This window comes from Lysinibacillus sp. ZYM-1 (genome assembly GCF_001308875.1).
Lineage (GTDB): Bacteria > Bacillota > Bacilli > Bacillales_A > Planococcaceae > Lysinibacillus.
This window is the reverse complement of the sequence record NZ_KQ465110.1, coordinates 21,878-41,421: the sequence shown is the minus strand read 5'-3', so window position 1 is coordinate 41,421 and position 19,544 is coordinate 21,878. Positions and strand designations below refer to the sequence as shown.

The 19,544-nt window shown below is 38.8% G+C and carries 19 protein-coding genes; all 19 read left to right on the top strand.

Features of this window, described 5'->3' with window-relative positions; all coding sequences use genetic code 11:
- The first annotated feature begins 186 nt into the window (after nt 1-186).
- A complete protein-coding gene (rpoC, locus tag AO843_RS05485; RefSeq protein ID WP_054610136.1) occupies nt 187-3,870 on the top strand; it encodes a DNA-directed RNA polymerase subunit beta' in 3,684 nt (1,227 codons plus the stop codon).
- Nucleotides 3,871-4,004: 134 nt separating this feature from the next.
- Nucleotides 4,005-4,253 (top strand): ribosomal L7Ae/L30e/S12e/Gadd45 family protein, encoded by a 249-nt coding sequence (locus AO843_RS05480; protein WP_054610135.1) that lies wholly within the window; start codon nt 4,005-4,007, stop codon nt 4,251-4,253.
- Between the two features lie 98 nt (nt 4,254-4,351).
- Nucleotides 4,352-4,771: a 30S ribosomal protein S12 gene (gene rpsL, locus AO843_RS05475; RefSeq protein WP_010860613.1), complete on the top strand. Its 420-nt coding sequence runs from the start codon at nt 4,352-4,354 to the stop codon at nt 4,769-4,771.
- Between the two features lie 145 nt (nt 4,772-4,916).
- Nucleotides 4,917-5,387, top strand: a complete 471-nt coding sequence (gene rpsG, locus AO843_RS05470; RefSeq protein WP_054610134.1) for a 30S ribosomal protein S7 — start codon at nt 4,917-4,919, stop codon at nt 5,385-5,387.
- 80 nt (nt 5,388-5,467) lie between these two features.
- Nucleotides 5,468-7,546 (top strand): elongation factor G, encoded by a 2,079-nt coding sequence (gene fusA, locus AO843_RS05465; protein WP_054610133.1) that lies wholly within the window; start codon nt 5,468-5,470, stop codon nt 7,544-7,546.
- Between the two features lie 137 nt (nt 7,547-7,683).
- Nucleotides 7,684-8,871 (top strand): elongation factor Tu, encoded by a 1,188-nt coding sequence (gene tuf / locus AO843_RS05460; RefSeq protein WP_036123706.1) that lies wholly within the window; start codon nt 7,684-7,686, stop codon nt 8,869-8,871.
- A gap of 164 nt (nt 8,872-9,035) precedes the next feature.
- Complete coding sequence (locus AO843_RS05455) at nt 9,036-9,719, top strand: response regulator transcription factor (RefSeq protein WP_054610273.1); 684 nt, start codon at nt 9,036-9,038, stop codon at nt 9,717-9,719.
- Nucleotides 9,720-10,742 (top strand): sensor histidine kinase, encoded by a 1,023-nt coding sequence (locus AO843_RS05450; protein WP_231630079.1) that lies wholly within the window; start codon nt 9,720-9,722, stop codon nt 10,740-10,742.
- 96 nt (nt 10,743-10,838) lie between these two features.
- Nucleotides 10,839-11,600, top strand: a complete 762-nt coding sequence (locus AO843_RS05445; RefSeq protein WP_054610132.1) for an ABC transporter ATP-binding protein — start codon at nt 10,839-10,841, stop codon at nt 11,598-11,600.
- Nucleotides 11,590-13,569, top strand: coding sequence for an FtsX-like permease family protein (locus tag AO843_RS05440; protein WP_054610131.1), 1,980 nt, complete (start codon nt 11,590-11,592; stop codon nt 13,567-13,569). The genes AO843_RS05445 and AO843_RS05440 overlap by 11 nt, the downstream gene beginning before the upstream one ends.
- Before the next feature lie 152 nt (nt 13,570-13,721).
- A complete protein-coding gene (locus tag AO843_RS05435; RefSeq protein ID WP_054610130.1) occupies nt 13,722-15,032 on the top strand; it encodes a Na+/H+ antiporter family protein in 1,311 nt (436 codons plus the stop codon).
- Between the two features lie 352 nt (nt 15,033-15,384).
- A complete protein-coding gene (rpsJ, locus tag AO843_RS05430; protein WP_004233624.1) occupies nt 15,385-15,693 on the top strand; it encodes a 30S ribosomal protein S10 in 309 nt (102 codons plus the stop codon).
- A 45-nt stretch (nt 15,694-15,738) separates the two neighbouring features.
- The gene (gene rplC, locus AO843_RS05425) at nt 15,739-16,368 is read left to right on the top strand and encodes a 50S ribosomal protein L3 (RefSeq protein WP_054610129.1); all 630 of its coding nucleotides are present in this window, start codon (nt 15,739-15,741) and stop codon (nt 16,366-16,368) included.
- Between the two features lie 26 nt (nt 16,369-16,394).
- Entirely contained in the window at nt 16,395-17,018 is a 624-nt protein-coding gene (rplD, locus tag AO843_RS05420; RefSeq protein WP_012296062.1) for a 50S ribosomal protein L4, read from the top strand.
- Nucleotides 17,018-17,302: a 50S ribosomal protein L23 gene (gene rplW / locus AO843_RS05415; protein WP_008181914.1), complete on the top strand. Its 285-nt coding sequence runs from the start codon at nt 17,018-17,020 to the stop codon at nt 17,300-17,302. The genes rplD and rplW overlap by 1 nt, the downstream gene beginning before the upstream one ends.
- Nucleotides 17,303-17,350: 48 nt before the next feature.
- Nucleotides 17,351-18,181, top strand: coding sequence for a 50S ribosomal protein L2 (gene rplB / locus AO843_RS05410; protein ID WP_036121597.1), 831 nt, complete (start codon nt 17,351-17,353; stop codon nt 18,179-18,181).
- 60 nt (nt 18,182-18,241) lie between these two features.
- On the top strand, nt 18,242-18,520 hold the full coding sequence (gene rpsS, locus AO843_RS05405; RefSeq protein ID WP_008181911.1) for a 30S ribosomal protein S19: 279 nt from the start codon (nt 18,242-18,244) through the stop codon (nt 18,518-18,520).
- A gap of 22 nt (nt 18,521-18,542) precedes the next feature.
- The gene (gene rplV, locus AO843_RS05400; protein ID WP_004233639.1) at nt 18,543-18,887 is read left to right on the top strand and encodes a 50S ribosomal protein L22; all 345 of its coding nucleotides are present in this window, start codon (nt 18,543-18,545) and stop codon (nt 18,885-18,887) included.
- Nucleotides 18,888-18,890: 3 nt separating this feature from the next.
- Nucleotides 18,891-19,544: a 30S ribosomal protein S3 gene (gene rpsC, locus AO843_RS05395; RefSeq protein ID WP_025116438.1), complete on the top strand. Its 654-nt coding sequence runs from the start codon at nt 18,891-18,893 to the stop codon at nt 19,542-19,544.

The window sequence follows — 19,544 nt, the reverse complement described above, 5'->3', positions numbered from 1 at the left end:
CAATGGTGAATAAGGTCAAACTTATTTTTCAAATTAGCCGGGCAGGATTTAACGCCCTGCCTGGCTTTTTCTTTTAATAAATCATTCTATTTCTAATCCTTTGCCAAAGAGGCAATTCTTTGCAAACGATTATCGAGCTGCGTAAAGAGTCTTTATAAAGACCTATACTAGAGGGAGGTAGGCTCCTTGATAGACGTTAATGAATTTGAATATATGAAAATTGGTTTAGCATCCCCTGACAAGATTCGCTCTTGGTCATATGGTGAGGTTAAAAAACCTGAAACAATTAACTACCGTACTTTAAAACCAGAAAAAGATGGTTTATTCTGTGAGCGTATTTTTGGTCCAACTAAGGATTGGGAATGTCATTGTGGTAAATATAAACGTGTGCGTTATAAAGGCGTAGTTTGTGACCGCTGTGGCGTTGAAGTAACGCGTGCTAAAGTTCGTCGTGAACGTATGGGTCATATCGAATTAGCTGCACCAGTTTCTCATATCTGGTACTTCAAAGGTATTCCTAGCCGTATGGGTCTAATTTTAGATATGTCACCTCGTGCACTTGAAGAAGTTATTTATTTCGCTTCATACGTTGTGATTGATGCTGGAGCTACGAATTTAGAAAGTAAACAATTACTTTCTGAAAAAGAGTACCGTGCGTACCGTGAAAAGTTCGGAAATACATTCGAAGCTGCAATGGGTGCAGAAGCAATCAAAAAATTATTAGGCAAAATTGACCTAGAAGATGAAACATATTCTTTAAAAGAAGAGTTAAAATCTGCACAAGGTCAAAGACGTACGCGTGCTATCAAACGTCTAGAAGTTGTTGAATCTTTCCGTAATTCAGGTAACTCACCTGAATGGATGATTCTGGATGTACTACCTGTTATTCCGCCAGAACTTCGTCCAATGGTGCAATTAGATGGTGGTCGTTTTGCAACTTCAGATTTAAACGATTTATACCGTCGTGTAATTAACCGTAATAACCGTTTAAAACGTTTATTAGATTTAGGTGCTCCAAGCATCATCGTACAAAATGAAAAACGTATGTTACAAGAAGCTGTTGACGCATTAATTGATAATGGTCGTCGCGGACGTCCTGTAACAGGTCCTGGTAACCGTCCACTAAAATCACTTTCACATATGTTGAAAGGTAAACAAGGTCGTTTCCGTCAAAATCTACTTGGTAAACGTGTTGACTATTCTGGCCGTTCCGTTATCGTAGTAGGTCCAAACTTAAAAATGTACCAATGTGGTTTACCAAAAGAAATGGCTATTGAGCTATTCAAGCCATTCGTCATGAAAGAATTAGTAGAACGTGGCCTTGCTCATAACATTAAATCTGCTAAGCGTAAAATCGAACGTTTAAACAACGACGTATGGGACGTTTTAGAAGATGTTATTCGTGAGCATCCAGTATTACTAAATCGTGCACCAACGCTTCACCGCCTTGGTATTCAAGCGTTTGAGCCAACACTAGTTGAAGGTCGTGCTATTCGCCTCCACCCATTAGTATGTACAGCATATAACGCTGACTTCGATGGTGACCAAATGGCGGTTCACGTACCATTATCAGCAGAAGCTCAAGCAGAAGCTCGTCTTCTAATGCTTGCTGCACAAAACATCCTGAATCCAAAAGATGGTAAACCAGTTGTGACACCTTCTCAAGATATGGTATTAGGAAACTATTACTTAACACTTGAACGTGAAGATGCACGTGGAGAAGGCACAATTTTCTACGGGCCAAACGAGGTTTTAATCGCATATGATACAGGTAACGTACATTTGCATACACGTATTGCTATTAAAGCTGGTTCGTTAAATAACCCAACATTCACAGAGGAACAAAATAACATGTTCCTATTAACGACTGTTGGTAAAGTAATCTTTAACGAAATCTTGCCAGAATCATTCCCTTACATCAATGAGCCGACTGATTTTAACTTAGAGCAAGTAACACCAGAAAAATACTTTGTGAATTTAACAATTGATGAAGAAACGCTGAAAGTGCTTGAGTCAGATAGTGCTTATAACAACCTTGATGAAAAAGGGAAAATTGATGCACAACGTACGGCTGTATTGCACAAACATTTTGAATCTGCACCAGTTGTAAATCCATTCCGTAAAAAATTCTTAGGAAATATCATTGCTGAAGTATTTAAACGTTTCCACATTACTGAAACATCTAAAATGCTTGACCGCATGAAAAACCTAGGGTTCAAATATTCAACACGTGCTGGTATTACTGTAGGTGTATCTGACATCGTGGTCTTACCTGACAAAGGTGAAATTTTAGCAGTTGCTCAAGAAAAAGTAGATAAAGTTCAAGCGCAATTCCGTCGTGGTTTCATTACAGAGGAAGAGCGTTACGATCGTGTTATCTCTAGCTGGAGTGCTGCGAAAGATGAAATTCAATCTAAACTGATGAAGTCACTTGAGAAAACAAACCCAATCTTCATGATGTCTGATTCAGGTGCCCGTGGTAACGCATCTAACTTTACACAGTTAGCTGGTATGCGTGGTCTGATGGCCAACCCGGCTGGTCGTATTATCGAACTACCAATTAAATCTTCATTCCGTGAAGGTTTAACAGTATTAGAGTACTTCATCTCAACTCACGGTGCTCGTAAAGGTCTTGCCGATACAGCTCTAAAAACTGCCGATTCAGGTTACTTAACACGTCGTCTTGTTGACGTTGCACAGGATGTTATTGTGCGTGAAGATGACTGTGGTACTGACCGTGGTTTAACAATTGGTGCATTAATGGAAGGCACTGAACTAATCGAGGCTCTAGATGAGCGTATTGTTGGTCGTCATACGAAGAAAACAATCGTACACCCTGAAACTGGTGAAGTGATTCTAAACAAAGATGGTTTAATCGACCAAGATGTAGCTCGTGCAATTATAGAAGCTGGTATCGATGAAGTGACAATCCGTTCAGCATTTACATGTAATACAAAACATGGCGTATGTAAAAAATGTTACGGCATGAACTTAGCAACAGGTGAAGAGGTTGAGGTAGGAGAGGCAGTTGGTATTATTGCAGCTCAATCAATCGGTGAACCAGGTACACAATTAACAATGCGTACATTCCATACAGGTGGGGTTGCCGGAGATGATATTACACAAGGTCTTCCACGTATCCAAGAAATCTTTGAAGCACGTAATCCAAAAGGTCAATCTGTTATTTCAGAAATCGCAGGTACTGTTTCAGATATTACTGAAATCCGTGAAGGCTTAAAAGAAATTACTATTCAAGGTGACGTAGAAACTCGTAAATATCAAGCACCTTATAATGCACGTCTAAAAGTTATCGAAGGTGATAATGTAGAGCGTGGTCAAGTGTTAACAGAGGGTTCTATCGATCCAAAACAATTGTTAAAAGTCAAAGACGTTTCAACTGTTCAAGAATATTTATTAAAAGAAGTTCAAAAAGTATACCGTATGCAAGGGGTAGAAATTGGAGATAAACATATCGAGGTAATGGTTCGCCAAATGCTTCGTAAAGTCCGTGTAATCGAAGCTGGAGATACAGATTTATTACCAGGTTCATTACTAGATATCCACCAATTTGCAGAGGCGAATGCAGATGCTGTTATGAATGGCAAAAATCCTGCAACTTGTCGACCTGTTATCCTGGGTATTACAAAAGCTTCTCTTGAAACAGAATCATTCTTATCTGCAGCATCATTCCAAGAAACAACTCGTGTGTTAACAGATGCAGCAATTAAGGGTAAACGTGACGAGCTTCTTGGATTAAAAGAGAACGTAATTATCGGTAAACTTGTTCCTGCAGGTACTGGTATGCAACGTTACCGTCAAATCCGCATCGAAAAAGATGAGCTTGACTCAGAAATCGTTTCTGCTGAATAGAAAAAATGGGGCCGAAGAGATGGAATTTCACCATCTCTTCGGACTTTTTAAAGATATTAGTTGACAGTATAAAATGGTAATGATAATATATTGAAGGTTGATAGTTAACTGTCTGTACTTCGGAGGATATGAAAATGTCTTATGATAAAGTAAGGGCTAGTCAAACAATCATAGGTACAAAGCAAGCAGTAAAAGCAATGCGAGCCGGTTCAGTGAAAGAACTCCTTGTGGCACTTGATGCAGACGATTGGGTAACCGATTTGGCCATATCTTTCGCGAGAGAAATCGGTATACCAGTTATTCTTGTTGAGTCCAAAAAGGAACTGGGCAAGGCCTGTGGAATCCACGTTGGAGCTGCGGTAGTTGCGATTACTGGAGAGTAGTTTTTGTGTATTAAACACAAAGACTTTGTTTTTACCCAAAAAATGAACCACCTGGATGTGTGGTATTAACAAGGAATAAATGAAGGGAGGAAATACCGATGCCTACAATTAACCAATTAGTACGTAAGCCTCGTCAATCTAAAATCACGAAATCAAAATCACCAGCGTTAAACAAAGGATATAACTCATTTAAAAAATCTTTAACTGATGTTAAATCTCCACAAAAACGCGGTGTTTGTACTCGTGTTGGTACAATGACACCTCGTAAACCAAACTCAGCGTTACGTAAATACGCTCGTGTACGTTTAACTAACCAAATTGAGGTTACAGCTTATATCCCAGGTGAAGGCCACAACTTACAAGAGCACAGTGTTGTTCTTATCCGTGGCGGACGCGTAAAAGACTTAGCGGGTGTTCGTTACCATATCGTACGTGGAGCTCTTGATACAGCTGGTGTAAACGGTCGTTTACAATCACGTTCTAAATACGGAACAAAACGCCCTAAAGAAAAAAAATAATTTAACGTTAAATCTCGTTATTTAATATGCCTCATACTAATTGTCGCAAATATCGAATCTTGCTAGCAGATTTGATATTTGATTGACAAATAAGATAAGGCCAACATATAAAAAAATCGATAATTATTCGAAAGGAGGAAAACACATGCCTCGTAAAGGTCCTGTTTCCAAACGTGACGTGTTACCAGATCCAATTTATAGTTCAAAACTAGTAACTCGTTTAATCAATAAAATGATGGTTGATGGTAAAAGAGGTACTTCTCAAAAGATTTTATACGGTGCGTTCGAAATTGTTAAAGAACGTTCTGGTGAAAATCCAATTGAAGTATTCGAATCTGCCCTAAATAACGTAATGCCAGTTCTTGAAGTGCGCGCTCGCCGTGTTGGTGGTTCTAACTACCAAGTACCGGTTGAAGTACGTCCAGAACGTCGTACAACTTTAGGTCTTCGTTACCTAGTTAACTATTCTCGTCTTCGTGGTGAAAAAACTATGGAAGAACGTTTAGCTAACGAAATTCTTGATGCTTCTAACAACACTGGTGCATCAGTTAAGAAACGTGAAGATATGCACAAAATGGCAGAAGCGAACAAAGCATTCGCTCACTACCGCTGGTAATTTAACCTATGTGTTAGCTAATTGGCTAGCACAAGGTCTCTTATACAGTCTTTACCCCAATATGGAAGGAGAAATTTCCTATGAAACGCGAATTCTCACTTGAGAATACTCGTAATATTGGGATCATGGCTCACATTGATGCTGGTAAAACAACAACAACTGAGCGTATCCTTTATTACACTGGTAAGATTCACAAAATCGGTGAAACTCATGAAGGCGCTTCTCAAATGGACTGGATGGAGCAAGAGCAAGAACGTGGTATTACAATCACTTCTGCAGCAACAACAGCCCAATGGGCAGGCCATCGTGTAAACATCATCGATACGCCTGGACACGTAGACTTCACTGTAGAAGTAGAACGTTCATTACGCGTACTTGACGGTGCTGTTACAGTACTAGATGCTCAATCTGGTGTTGAGCCTCAAACTGAAACTGTATGGCGTCAAGCTACAACTTATGGTGTTCCACGTATTGTATTCATTAATAAAATGGATAAAACAGGAGCAGACTTCTTATATTCTGTAGGAACACTACACGATCGTTTACAAGCAAACGCTCACCCTGTCCAATTACCTATCGGAGCTGAAGATGAGTTCTCTGCTATCATCGACTTAGTTGAAATGAAAGCTACTTTCTATGGCGACGAAAAAGGTACGGCAGTAACTGAAGGAGAAATCCCTGAAGAACACCGTGCACAAGCTGAAGAATACCGTGAAAAATTAATCGATGCTGTTGCAAGTGTTGATGAAGAAATCATGGAAAAATATTTAGAAGGCGAAGAAATTTCTGTTGCAGAACTTAAAGCGGCAATCCGTCGTGCTACGATCGCAGTAGAATTCTACCCAGTAATCTGTGGTACAGCATTCAAACACAAAGGCGTACGTCCAATGTTAAATGCCGTTATCGATTACTTACCATCTCCAGTTGATGTACCAGCAATCAAAGGTACTTCTGTTGATGGTGACGAAGAGTTAGAACGTCATTCTTCTGATGAGGAGCCATTCTCAGCTCTTGCATTCAAAGTTATGACTGACCCATTCGTAGGTAAATTAACTTTCTTCCGTGTGTACTCTGGAACATTAGATTCAGGTTCATACGTACAAAACTCTTCTAAAGGTAAACGTGAGCGTGTAGGTCGTATCCTACAAATGCACGCTAACTCTCGTGAAGAGATTTCTAAAGTATTTGCTGGGGACATCGCAGCAGCAGTAGGTCTTAAAGATACTACTACTGGTGATACTCTTTGTGACGAGAAAAACCTAGTTATTCTTGAATCAATGGAGTTCCCTGAGCCAGTAATTTCTCTTTCTGTAGAACCAAAATCTAAAGCTGACCAAGATAAAATGGGTCAAGCTTTACAAAAACTTCAAGAAGAGGATCCAACTTTCCGTGCACATACTGACACAGAAACTGGTCAAACAATCATCTCAGGTATGGGTGAACTTCACCTTGATATCTTAGTTGACCGTATGCGCCGTGAATTTAAAGTAGAAGCTAACGTAGGTGCTCCAATGGTATCTTACCGTGAAACATTCCGTGGCTCTGCAAAAGTTCAAGGTAAATTCACTCGCCAATCTGGTGGTCGTGGACAATACGGAGACGTAACGATTGAATTCTCTCCAAATGAAGAAGGTAAAGGCTTTGAATTCGAAAACGCTATCGTTGGTGGTGTAATACCTCGTGAATACATCCCTGCAGTTGAAGCAGGTCTTCGTGACTCTCTTGACCGCGGTGTAGTAGCTGGTTACCCTCTAATCGACATTAAAGCGAAATTAGTATTCGGTTCTTACCATGACGTTGACTCGAATGAGATGGCGTTCAAAATTGCTGCATCTATGGCTCTTAAAGAAGCTTCGAAACAATGTGACGCTGTTATCTTAGAACCAATGATGAAAGTAGAAGTTGTAATTCCAGAAGAATACCTTGGTGATATCATGGGTAACATTACTTCTCGTCGTGGACGCGTTGAGGGTATGGATGCTCGCGGTAACTCACAAGTTGTTCGTTCTATGGTTCCTTTAGCAGAAATGTTTGGTTATGCAACGACTCTTCGTTCTGCAACGCAAGGTCGTGGTGTATTCTCAATGACATTCGATCATTATGAAGAAGTACCAAAATCAATTGCTGCTGAAATCATCAAAAAAAATAAAGGTGAATAATTGAATTTTCATCTTGCATAAAGTATAACTAATTTGTAAGCTATGATTGCAGGATAGGGGATGGGCCCGTTCTCTATCAGCATTCATTCTATAAATTTCAAAAAATAAAACATATAATTTTGAGGAGGCAATCTCTAATGGCTAAAGAAAAATTTGACCGTTCTAAAACGCATGCTAACATTGGTACAATCGGACACGTTGACCATGGTAAAACTACTTTAACTGCTGCAATCGCTACAGTTCTTTCTAAAAAAATGGGTGGTACAGCTAAATCATACGCTGACATCGATAACGCTCCTGAAGAAAAAGAGCGTGGTATCACAATCAATACATCTCACGTAGAATATGAAACAGAAACTCGTCACTATGCACACGTTGACTGCCCAGGACACGCTGACTATGTTAAAAACATGATCACTGGTGCTGCACAAATGGACGGCGGTATCTTAGTAGTATCTGCTGCTGATGGCCCAATGCCACAAACTCGTGAACACATCCTTTTATCTCGTCAAGTAGGTGTTCCATACTTAGTAGTATTCATGAACAAATGTGATATGGTTGATGACGAAGAATTATTAGAATTAGTAGAAATGGAAATCCGTGATCTACTATCTGAATATGACTTCCCAGGTGACGATATTCCTGTAATCAAAGGTTCTGCTCTTAAAGCTCTTGAAGGTGAACCAGAATGGGAAGAAAAAATCGTTGAATTAATGGACGCTGTAGATTCTTACATCCCAACTCCAGAACGTCAAACTGACAAACCATTCATGATGCCAGTAGAGGACGTATTCTCTATTACTGGTCGTGGTACAGTTGCAACTGGCCGTGTTGAACGTGGTCAAGTTAAAGTTGGTGACGTAATTGAAATCATCGGTATCGCTGAAGAAGCTAAATCTACTACTGTAACTGGTGTAGAAATGTTCCGTAAATTATTAGACTATGCTGAAGCTGGTGACAACATCGGTGCTTTACTTCGTGGTGTAGCTCGTGAAGAAATCCAACGTGGTCAAGTATTAGCTAAACCAGGTTCTATTACTCCACACACTAACTTCAAAGCTGAAGTTTATGTTTTATCAAAAGAAGAGGGTGGCCGTCATACTCCATTCTTCTCTAACTACCGTCCTCAGTTCTACTTCCGTACAACTGACGTAACAGGTATCTGTAACTTACCAGAAGGCGTTGAAATGGTAATGCCTGGTGATAACATCGAAATGACAGTTGAACTTATCGCTCCAATCGCTCTTGAAGAAGGTACTAAATTCTCTATCCGTGAGGGTGGCCGTACTGTAGGCGCTGGCGTAGTTGCTTCTATCCAAAAATAATTTTAGCTTTTGCTAATTTTCAAACCAATCTGTAGGGACGCTTACAGATTGGTTTTTTATGTTAAAATAAAGAAGTTGTAAGGTTTTATTTAGTGTATGAATACATAATAATTTGCATGTCATCTAGGGTAAATATTTAAAAAGAAAGGAATTTGAATATGGAGATGAAAATTTTACTGATTGAAGATGATCCATCAATTTTTAGTATGATTCAAGAACGTTTTGCACAGTGGTCATTACTTGTTGTTGGGCCTAAAAATTTTCAAAAGGTGATGGATGATTTTATAGAAGAGAAGCCACACCTTGTACTAATCGATATTCAGTTGCCTGCCTACGATGGCTTTCATTGGTGTCGAGAAATTCGTCATCTATCCAAAGTACCAATCCTTTTTCTATCCTCCCGAGATCATCCAATGGATATGGTAATGGCAATGCAAATGGGGGCAGATGATTTTATACAAAAGCCCTTTCATATGGAAGTGTTACTAGCTAAAGCACAGGCTATTTTACGAAGAACATATGACTATGTTGAAGCCAAAATGGATGTTACACGTTTTAACAATGCTGTTATAGATTATGCAAGAAGTGAGATTATGTATGATGGAGCGATTGCGTCCTTAACTAAAAATGAGCTCTTCATATTACGAATTTTAGTGGAACAGGCTAATCATATTGTTTCAAGGGATGAATTAATGAGAAAACTGTGGGATGACGAACGTTTTGTAAACGATAATACATTGTCAGTGAATGTCAACCGTTTACGTGCAAAGTTAGAGGATATTGGCCTACATGAAGTGATACAAACAAAAAAGGGACTTGGATATATGGCAGTAACTCAAGGGACGTGAATGAAATTGTTATTACTATTTATAAGAGAACGGTTTTCATGGATAGGGTTTTTTGTATTTATTATGGTCCTGCTAAACGTGCTATTTTCTTTAGATTTTGGTTTAAATGGTATTTCAATTTGGTATGTAAATGTTAGCTTACTTGTTAGTTTTACGCTCTTTTTCTTCTGGCGTTTTTTTCTTGAAGTTGGGAAATTAAATGATTTCCTGGGAAATATGGATAGCCATCTTGATGATGCTCATAAAAGTAGTTTATCCTTATCACCTTTTCAAGAAGTGTGCTTTCGAAAAATTGAAGATGTCTTTTATGAAAAGAACCTGGAATTAAATCAAGTAAAAGTGCAGCTACAAGAGTATTCAGATGAGTTGCTAGCATGGGTTCATGAAGTAAAAGGACCTTTAACGACCATTAATTTAATGTTAGAACATGTTGAGGATTTATCAACACGACGAAAATTAGAGAATGAATGGCTGAGACTACATCTTTTGGTTGATCAACAGCTGCATCGAACGAGATTTACTTCTATTGAAAAGGACAATTATTTAAGTGAGATTGAGCTGAAACCAATTGTTTATAAAGAGATTAGAGCTATGCAAGCCTGGTGTATAGAAAAAGGTATTGGTTTTGAAGTGGAGGGTTTCACAGACAAGGTTATAACAGATGGTAAGTGGCTGGCCTTTATTATCCGACAAATTCTCTCGAATGCCATAAAGTATAGTCCAACAAATTCTGAGGTAACAATTTTTACTGAACTGGATCCAACAGGAGCGACACTATTACATATAAAAGATGTAGGTATTGGTATACCCTCTGAGGATTTACCGAGGATTTTTCAAAAAACATATACAGGTAATGCAGGGAGAGAATCCATGCAATCTACAGGTATGGGTCTTTATCTAGCTTATAATGTGGCGCAAAAAATGGGTATTCGTATTTATGTTCAATCGAATGTTGGAGAGGGCTCATTATTTACGCTACGTTTCCCCTTACAAAATGAATATGTCAAACTAACAGGTAGATGACGAAATTGTCACCTACCTTTTTATATTGTCATGTAAAACGCGCGAATTAATAGATACGACAGAGTACACTTGGTTTATAGAAAGGGGCGTTTATAAGTGACAGTGTTAATTGGTCGTAAAATAAAAAAAGTCTATGGAAAGAAGTCAACAGCTCAAGAAGTTTTAAAGGGCATTGATTTAGAAGTGGTTAAAGGTGAATTTGTAGGTATTATGGGACCTTCTGGCTCGGGTAAAACAACACTTTTAAATGTCTTATGCTCAATCGACTTTGCAACAGAAGGTGTTATTGAAATAAACGGTCATAATTTACGTGGAATGAAGGAAAAGGCTTTGGCAAATTTTCGTCGAGAGCAGTTAGGCTTCATATTTCAAGATTATAATTTATTAGATACATTAACCGTAAAGGAAAATATTCTTCTTCCGTTAGCTATCAGTAAGCTGCCTAAAGCAGTTGCCGAAAGTCGTGTAAAGGAATTAACATCCTTACTGGGTATAACAGAAATTTTAAATAAATATCCCAATGAAATATCCGGTGGGCAAAAACAACGTACATCTGCAGCACGTGCGCTTATTACGAATCCTTCATTGGTATTTGCAGATGAGCCAACTGGCGCATTAGACTCTAAATCAGCCACTGCTTTGCTCCAAAATCTCCAAAACATCAATGAAACAAAAGAAGCTACAATAATGATGGTTACACATGATGCAGTAGCTGCAAGTTTCTGTACACGTGTTCTATTTTTAAAGGACGGCCTTATTTATAGTGAGCTTTATAAGGGCGATAAGACAAGACAGGCATTTTTCCATGAAATCATGCATACGCAAAGTGTGCTAGGCGGTGATGGTTATGAGTCTTAGTAAGTTAGTGTTAAGAAGTATGAAGAAAAATATGAAGCACTACTATTTATATTTCTTTGCACTTATTTTTAGTGTTACTTTATATTTTTCCTTTGTAACATTACAAAATAATTCTGAGGTATGGGATGCTGTTCAAATGAGTGGAACGGCTACTGCCGGATTTAAAGCAGCAACGTATATTCTATATTTTATCGTTTTGTTCTTCGTCCTGTATGCCAATCACTTATTTATGAAGCGTCGTAGTAAGGAAATTGGTTTGTACCAATTGATTGGTATGACTAAGGGGCTGATTGTGCGGTTATTAGCCATTGAAAACATTCTATTATTTGTTGGAGCTGTTATTGTAGGGATGCTCACTGGTTTCTTTAGTTCACGTGTGTTTGCAATGATCTTATTACGTGTACTTGAAAAAGAAGCTCTTGTAACTATGACATTTAGTATGCAGGCATTACAGCAGTCTATGATTGTATTTGCCATTCTTTTGATCATAGTGCTTGTACAAATGGCTTGGATGATCCATCACGTATCATTGTTATCATTATTTAGCGCAGCTAAACAAGCAGACGAGCGTGTGAGACGTTTTAGTGCATTACAAATGGTGACTGGCTTTATGGGGCTAGTTCTAATTGTTTATGGCTATTATGCTTCAACAAAACTGTTTGATATTGAATCGGCTGGTAACTTATTTATCAATATGATTATCATTTTGGCTACTACAATAGGTGGAACATTCCTTGTCTTTCGTTTCTCTGTAGCATTTATTATGAATACTATTCGCTTAAAGAAAAAAGGGCATCTATCTATCAAGGATGTATTAGCGTTAACACCCATTATGCATCGCATGAAGAGCAACGCAAAGTCATTAACACTTATAACTGTATTAACAGGTATATCTCTAGGTGTGACGACATTATCCTATATCGCCTACTATTCTTCAGAGGCATCCGCATATAGCCAAGTACCTGGTGATTTCATATTGCTAGAAGAGCAGGGAATGACATTCTTAAAGGAGTTAGAGAAAAATAACATTGCGTATGATAAGGTAGATTATCGTTTGCAAGGAGTAACAGCCTCTGTAGGTCAATTAATGTCTAAAAAACAGCAGGATAATCCTTTATATGATATGGAAGGAACAATCTATACCATTCCACTTTCCGATTACCAGCAGGCTGTTCCTGAAGCCTCGTTATCAGGCAATGATGTTATATTAACAAACTATGGTGGGTATATGGCAGAGATGTTTCCATTAGAAAAAGATCGTGATGTAGTGGTATCTGCAGGAGAGCTTGAAGAAACTTTTCATGTTGTAGATGTTCACGATAATAGTATTATAAGTGGTGTTATAACAGCTGGGGGTGGCGGACCTATCTTTGTTGTGACTGATGACATGTTTAAAAGTCTAACTACGCAATCAGAGCATTATCCTTGGCATCAACAAACGTCGATTACAATAAAATCAAAAGAAGACTTAGGGGTGGCAGAGAAGTTATACTTACAGACAAATGCTGGGGTTATTACAGCTAAAGATAATGAGGGTACAACACAGCAATATACTCAATCTTCTTATGAAGGGAAACGTAAAGACAATATTGAATCATTAGGCCTTACGATCTTTACAACAGCATTTTTGGGATTAGCATTCTTAATGACTACTGGTAGCATTTTGTACTTTAAGCAAATGTCTGAGGCAGAAGAAGAACGTGGTTCCTATACAATCCTCAGAAAGATTGGTTTTGCAGAAAGAGATATCATGAGGGGCATTTATATGAAGCAAGCCTTTAATTTCGGTGTTCCTTTAGTTATTGGATTATTGCATAGCTATTTTGCTGTTAAATCAGGATGGTTTTTATTTGGTACAGAGTTAACGGCACCCTTGTGGATCGCGATGTGCTGTTATATAGCGTTGTATACGATCTTTGCCATTCTTTCGGTAGGGTATTATAAAAAAGTTATTCGAGCATCATTGTAACAAGTTAATAGGTAAAAACTCAAAAGCAGTGTGATTAATTGTATATCATACTGTTTTTTGTTGATTTGAATTGTGAAAATCCTTGACTTTCAATTATCAGAACAATAAAGTTTAACATGTTAGTAATTTAGTGTACGAAAGTGAGTGTAAGAATGAATGCAGTAATTGTGGCGATAGCCGTGATGTTAATATTAAGTTTGCTTCGCATCAATGTTGTTCTTTCCTTAGTGGTGGGAGCCTTTGTAGGTGGCCTTACAAGTGGAATGAGCATTGAGGCAACAGTTGAATCATTTACAGAAGGGCTAGGGGCAGGCGCAACCATAGCGTTAAGTTATGGTCTACTTGGTGGCTTTGCCATCGCCATTGCCAAAACAGGAATACCTGAATTAATGATTACCGGAATGTTAAACATTTTAAATGGTGAAAGTAATCGAAAAGGGTTAGTGAAGGTTTTAATTTTTTTCCTTATTTTCATGATGTCTATATTATCTCAAAATCTCATACCCATTCATATTGCCTTCATTCCACTATTAATTCCTCCAATTTTAAAAATTTTAAATATGTTGGAGGTCGATCGACGTTTAGTGGCAACCTTAATTGCCGTGGGCTTGATTGGTACTTATAGCTTTGTACCTGCTGGTTTTGGAGCAATTTTTCAAGATATCGTTGCTACACAAGTAACAGAGGCAGGGATGGAAGTATCTTCACGTGATGTACCTGTAGCAATGGCAATACCTTTGTTAGGTATGCTCATAGGATTGATTATCGCCTTTGTTGTTTATCGTAAGCCAAGGTATTATAAGCGTAATGATATAGAGACTGAAGCTTTAAATGTTAACGTCAGCAAATATGTGATGTTTTCCACAGCTCTTGCGTTAGTTGTATCATTATGTGCCCAAGTATTAACAGATTCGATGATTGTAGGTTCGTTTGCAGGTATCATGATCATGTATTTTACAGGTGCACTTAAATGGAAAGAGGCTGATGATATTCTTTCTGAAGGGATGAAGATGATGGCCTTTATTGGCTTTGTCATGATTGCAGCAAATGGTTTTGCAGCGGTTATTAATGCTACAGGTCATGTTGATAGCTTAATTACAAGCGCTATAACCATTCTAAAAGGAAATAGAAGTCTAGCTGTATTCATCATGTTAGTCATAGGGTTAGTTGTGACAATGGGGATTGGTTCTTCCTTTGCAACGGTGCCTATTATTGCAACGCTATTTGTCCCTCTTGCTCAAGGGTTAGGCATGAGCCCTTTAGCGATTCTTTGTTTAATAGGTACAGCAGGTGCTTTAGGTGATGCAGGTTCTCCAGCTTCAGATTCTACACTAGGTCCAACTGCAGGATTAAATGTAGATGGACAACATCATCATATTTGGGATACCTGTGTTCCGACATTTATTTTCATTAACATCCCATTGATCCTATTTGGTTGGATTGCGTGTGTGTTCTTTCTATAAAAGATGAAATAGTCTCTCATTCTAAAAAGACTACCTTTTATAAAAGTTATTTGAAATGTTCGAAAATGTTGGTGTGACAACCTTAGGTGTTGCAATATGTATTGAAATTTTATATACTAATAAACGGCTTAATAAAGCGAACAAATAGTAGTACTAAGAATATCTACAACATTTAAAAGAATTTAGCGAAAAGACTTGCTTATTCTTTTTTTATTGTATATAATGTTGAATGTTGGTCTTTGACTGCGATGAAGCGAGAGGTTGCCGACACACCCGGCCGCTTTGCCATGGCGGTGTGTGGGAAAATTTTCGTGGAGAATGTCTAGAAAATAGGCGAGAAGGAGGGAAAATAATGGCAAAACAAAAGATTCGTATTCGTTTAAAAGCGTATGATCACCGTATTTTAGATCAATCTGCTGAGAAAATTGTGGAAACTGCAAAACGTTCAGGTGCAAGTGTATCAGGTCCGATTCCACTTCCAACTGAGAAGTCTGTGTACACAATTCTTCGTGCTGTTCACAAGTATAAAGATTCTCGTGAACAATTCGAAATGCGTACGCATAAACGTCTGATCGATATCGTTAACCCAACACCACAAACTGTTGATGCGTTAATGAAACTTGATTTACCATCTGGCGTTGATATCGAAATCAAACTTTAATGGTAAAAACAATATAACTTTTAAAACTTACAGGAGGTGTGACAAATGGCTAAAGGAATCTTAGGTAGAAAAATTGGTATGACACAAGTTTTCGCTGAAAACGGCGATTTAATCCCGGTAACAGTTATTGAAGCTACTCCAAACGTAGTACTTCAAAAGAAAACTGTTGAAACAGATGGCTACGAAGCAGTTCAAGTTGGTTTCGAAGACAAGCGCGTTAAGCTTTCTAACAAACCAGAACAAGGTCACGTGGCAAAAGCGAACACTGCTCCTAAGCGCTTCATTCGTGAATTCCGCAACGTGAACGTTGAAGAATACGAAGTTGGTCAAGAAGTCAAAGTAGAAATTTTCGCAGAAGGCGATGTAATTGATGTAACAGGTGTTACTAAAGGTAAAGGTTTCCAAGGTGTAATTAAACGCCACGGACAATCTCGTGGTCCAATGGCCCACGGTTCTCGTTACCACCGTCGTCCTGGTTCAATGGGTCCAGTTGCTCCGAACCGCGTATTCAAACAAAAGAAATTACCTGGTCAAATGGGTGGCACTGTAGTTACAATCCAAAACTTAGAAGTTGTTAAAGTTGATGCTGAACGTAACTTACTACTTGTTAAAGGTAATGTTCCTGGTTCTAAAAAAGCTCTAGTTACAGTAAAAACTGCAATTAAAGCTAAGTAATCACTTAAGGAAAGGAGGAAACAGGAATGACAAAAGTATCTGTACTTAGTCAAACAGGTGCTTCAGTTGGTGAAATCGAATTAAACGATGCGATCTTCGGAATCGAGCCAAATGAAGCAGTATTATTCGACGCAGTAGTAGCTCAACGCGCTTCTCTTCGTCAAGGTAATCACAAGGTTAAAAACCGTTCTGAAGTTGCTGGTGGTGGTCGTAAACCATGGCGTCAAAAAGGAACTGGTCGTGCTCGTCAAGGTTCTATCCGTTCTCCACAATGGCGCGGCGGTGGTATCGTATTCGGTCCTACTCCACGTAGCTATTCTTATAAATTACCTAAAAAAGTTCGCCGTTTAGCTCTTAAATCTGCTTTATCAGCTAAAGTTGTAGAACAAAATTTCTTAGTTCTTGATGCTCTAACTCTAGCAGCACCAAAAACAAAAGAATTTACAAAAATCCTTAAAGATCTTTCTTTAGAGAAAAAATCTTTATTCGTAACTGCAGACCTAGATGAAAACGTAGCATTATCTGCACGTAACATCCCTGGTGTAACAGTTTTAACTGCAAATGGAATCAATGTTCTTGATCTATTAGGTCACGAAAAAGTTGTATTCACTAAATCTGCAGTAGAAAAAGTTGAGGAGGTGCTTGGATAATGGAAGCACGTGATATTTTAAAACGTCCGGTCATTACTGAGCGTTCTTCAGAACTTATGGCAGAGAAAAAGTATACTTTCGAAGTAGACACTCGCGCTAATAAAACTCAAGTAAAAGACGCTGTAGAAGAAATCTTTGGCGTAAATGTTGAGAAAGTAAACGTTCTTAACTACAAAGGTAAATTCAAGCGTGTTGGCCGTTACGGTGGTTATACTAACAAACGTCGTAAAGCGATTGTTAAATTAACTGCTGATAGCAAAGAAATTGAATTATTCGAAATGTAATCCCTAGCGGATTTATGATTTGAACACTCAAGAAGGAGGGAAAACACAATGGCGATTAAAAAGTATAAACCTACCTCTAATGGTCGTCGTAACATGACGTCATTAGACTTTGCGGAAATTACAACTAACAAGCCTGAGAAATCATTGCTTGAACCAACTAAACGCAAAGCTGGTCGTAACAACCAAGGTAAAATCACTGTTCGTCATCATGGTGGTGGTCATAAGAAGCAATACCGTGTTATCGATTTCAAACGTGTTAAAGATAGCATTCCGGCAAAAGTTGCTACTATTGAATATGATCCAAACCGTTCTGCGAATATCGCATTAATCAATTACGCTGATGGAGCAAAAGCTTACATCTTAGCACCAAAAGGTCTAGAGGTTGGTCAAACAATCGTTTCTGGTCCAGATGCAGATATTAAAGTAGGTAACGCATTACCATTAGCAAACATTCCAATGGGTACTACTATCCATAACATCGAGTTAAAACCTGGTAAAGGTGGACAGTTAGTACGTTCTGCTGGTACTTCTGCTCAAGTACTTGGCCGTGAAGGAAAATACGTAATCGTACGTCTTCAATCTGGTGAAGTACGTTTAGTATTAGCTACTTGCCGCGCTACAATCGGTCAAGTTGGTAACGAACAACATGAACTTGTACACATCGGTAAAGCAGGTCGTAGCCGTTGGTTAGGTAAACGTCCAACTGTACGTGGTTCTGTAATGAACCCTAACGATCACCCACACGGTGGTGGTGAAGGACGTTCTCCAATCGGACGTAAATCACCGATGACTCCTTGGGGTAAACCAGCTCTTGGTTACAAAACTCGTAACAAGAAAAACAAATCGGATAAATTTATCATCCGTGGTCGTAAAAAATAAAGTGGTTAAACTACGGTTCTATGTGAGAGCCGTGGTGGAATCACGGAGGGAGGTTCCTACATGGGCCGCAGCTTAAAAAAAGGACCTTTTGTCGATGATCACTTAATGAAAAAAGTGGAAGTACAAGAGGCTTCTGAGAAAAAACAAGTTATCAAAACTTGGTCACGCCGTTCTACAATCTTCCCGAACTTTATCGGTTTAACGATTGCTGTATATGATGGACGTAAACATGTTCCTGTATACGTAACAGAAGATATGGTAGGCCATAAACTTGGTGAGTTCGCTCCGACACGTACTTATAAAGGTCACGGTGCAGACGACAAGAAAACAAGACGCTAATTTTGAGAGGAGGTAAATCCTAATGACACAAGCTAAAGCTATCGCTCGTACAGTACGCATTGCTCCTCGCAAAGTACGTCTAGTTGTAGACTTAATCCGAGGTAAGCAAGTTGGTGAAGCAGTTGCAATTTTACGTCATACTCCAAAAGCGGCGTCTCCAGTCGTTGAGAAAGTATTAAAATCTGCAGTTGCTAACGCTGAGCACAACTACGATCTTGACATCAACTCTTTAGTAGTTTCTGAAGTGTTCGTTGATGAAGGTCCAACTTTAAAACGTTTCCGTCCACGTGCGCAAGGACGTGCAAGCGCAATTAACAAACGCACAAGCCACATCACTCTTGTGGTATCTGAGAAGAAGGAGGGTTAATCCGTGGGTCAAAAAGTACATCCAATAGGACTACGCGTTGGTATTATTCGTGACTGGGAGTCAAAATGGTACGCTGAAAAAGACTATGCAACTCTACTTCACGAAGACATCAAAGTGCGTAAATATATTGAAACGGCTCTTAAAGACGCTTCAGTTTCTAAAGTAGAAATCGAACGTGCTGCAAACCGTGTAAACATTACAATTCACACTGCGAAACCAGGTATGGTAATCGGTAAAGGTGGTACTGAAGTTGAAAACCTTCGTAAATACCTTAGCGAGTTAACTGGTAAACGTGTACACATCAACATCATCGAAATTAAACGTGCAGATCTTGACGCTCGTCTAGTGGCTGAAAATATTGCTCGTCAATTAGAAAACCGTGTATCATTCCGTCGTGCGCAAAAGCAAGCGATCCAACGCACAATCCGTGCTGGTGCAAAAGGAATTAAAACACAAGTATCTGGTCGTTTAGGTGGCGCTGATATCGCGCGTGCTGAACACTATAGTGAAGGAACTGTTCCACTTCATACTCTACGTGCTGACATTGATTATGCACACGCAGAAGCTGACACTACTTACGGTAAATTAGGCGTTAAAGTATGGATCTACCGTGGTGAAGTTCTTCCTACGAAGAAATCTGTGGAAGGAGGCAAATAA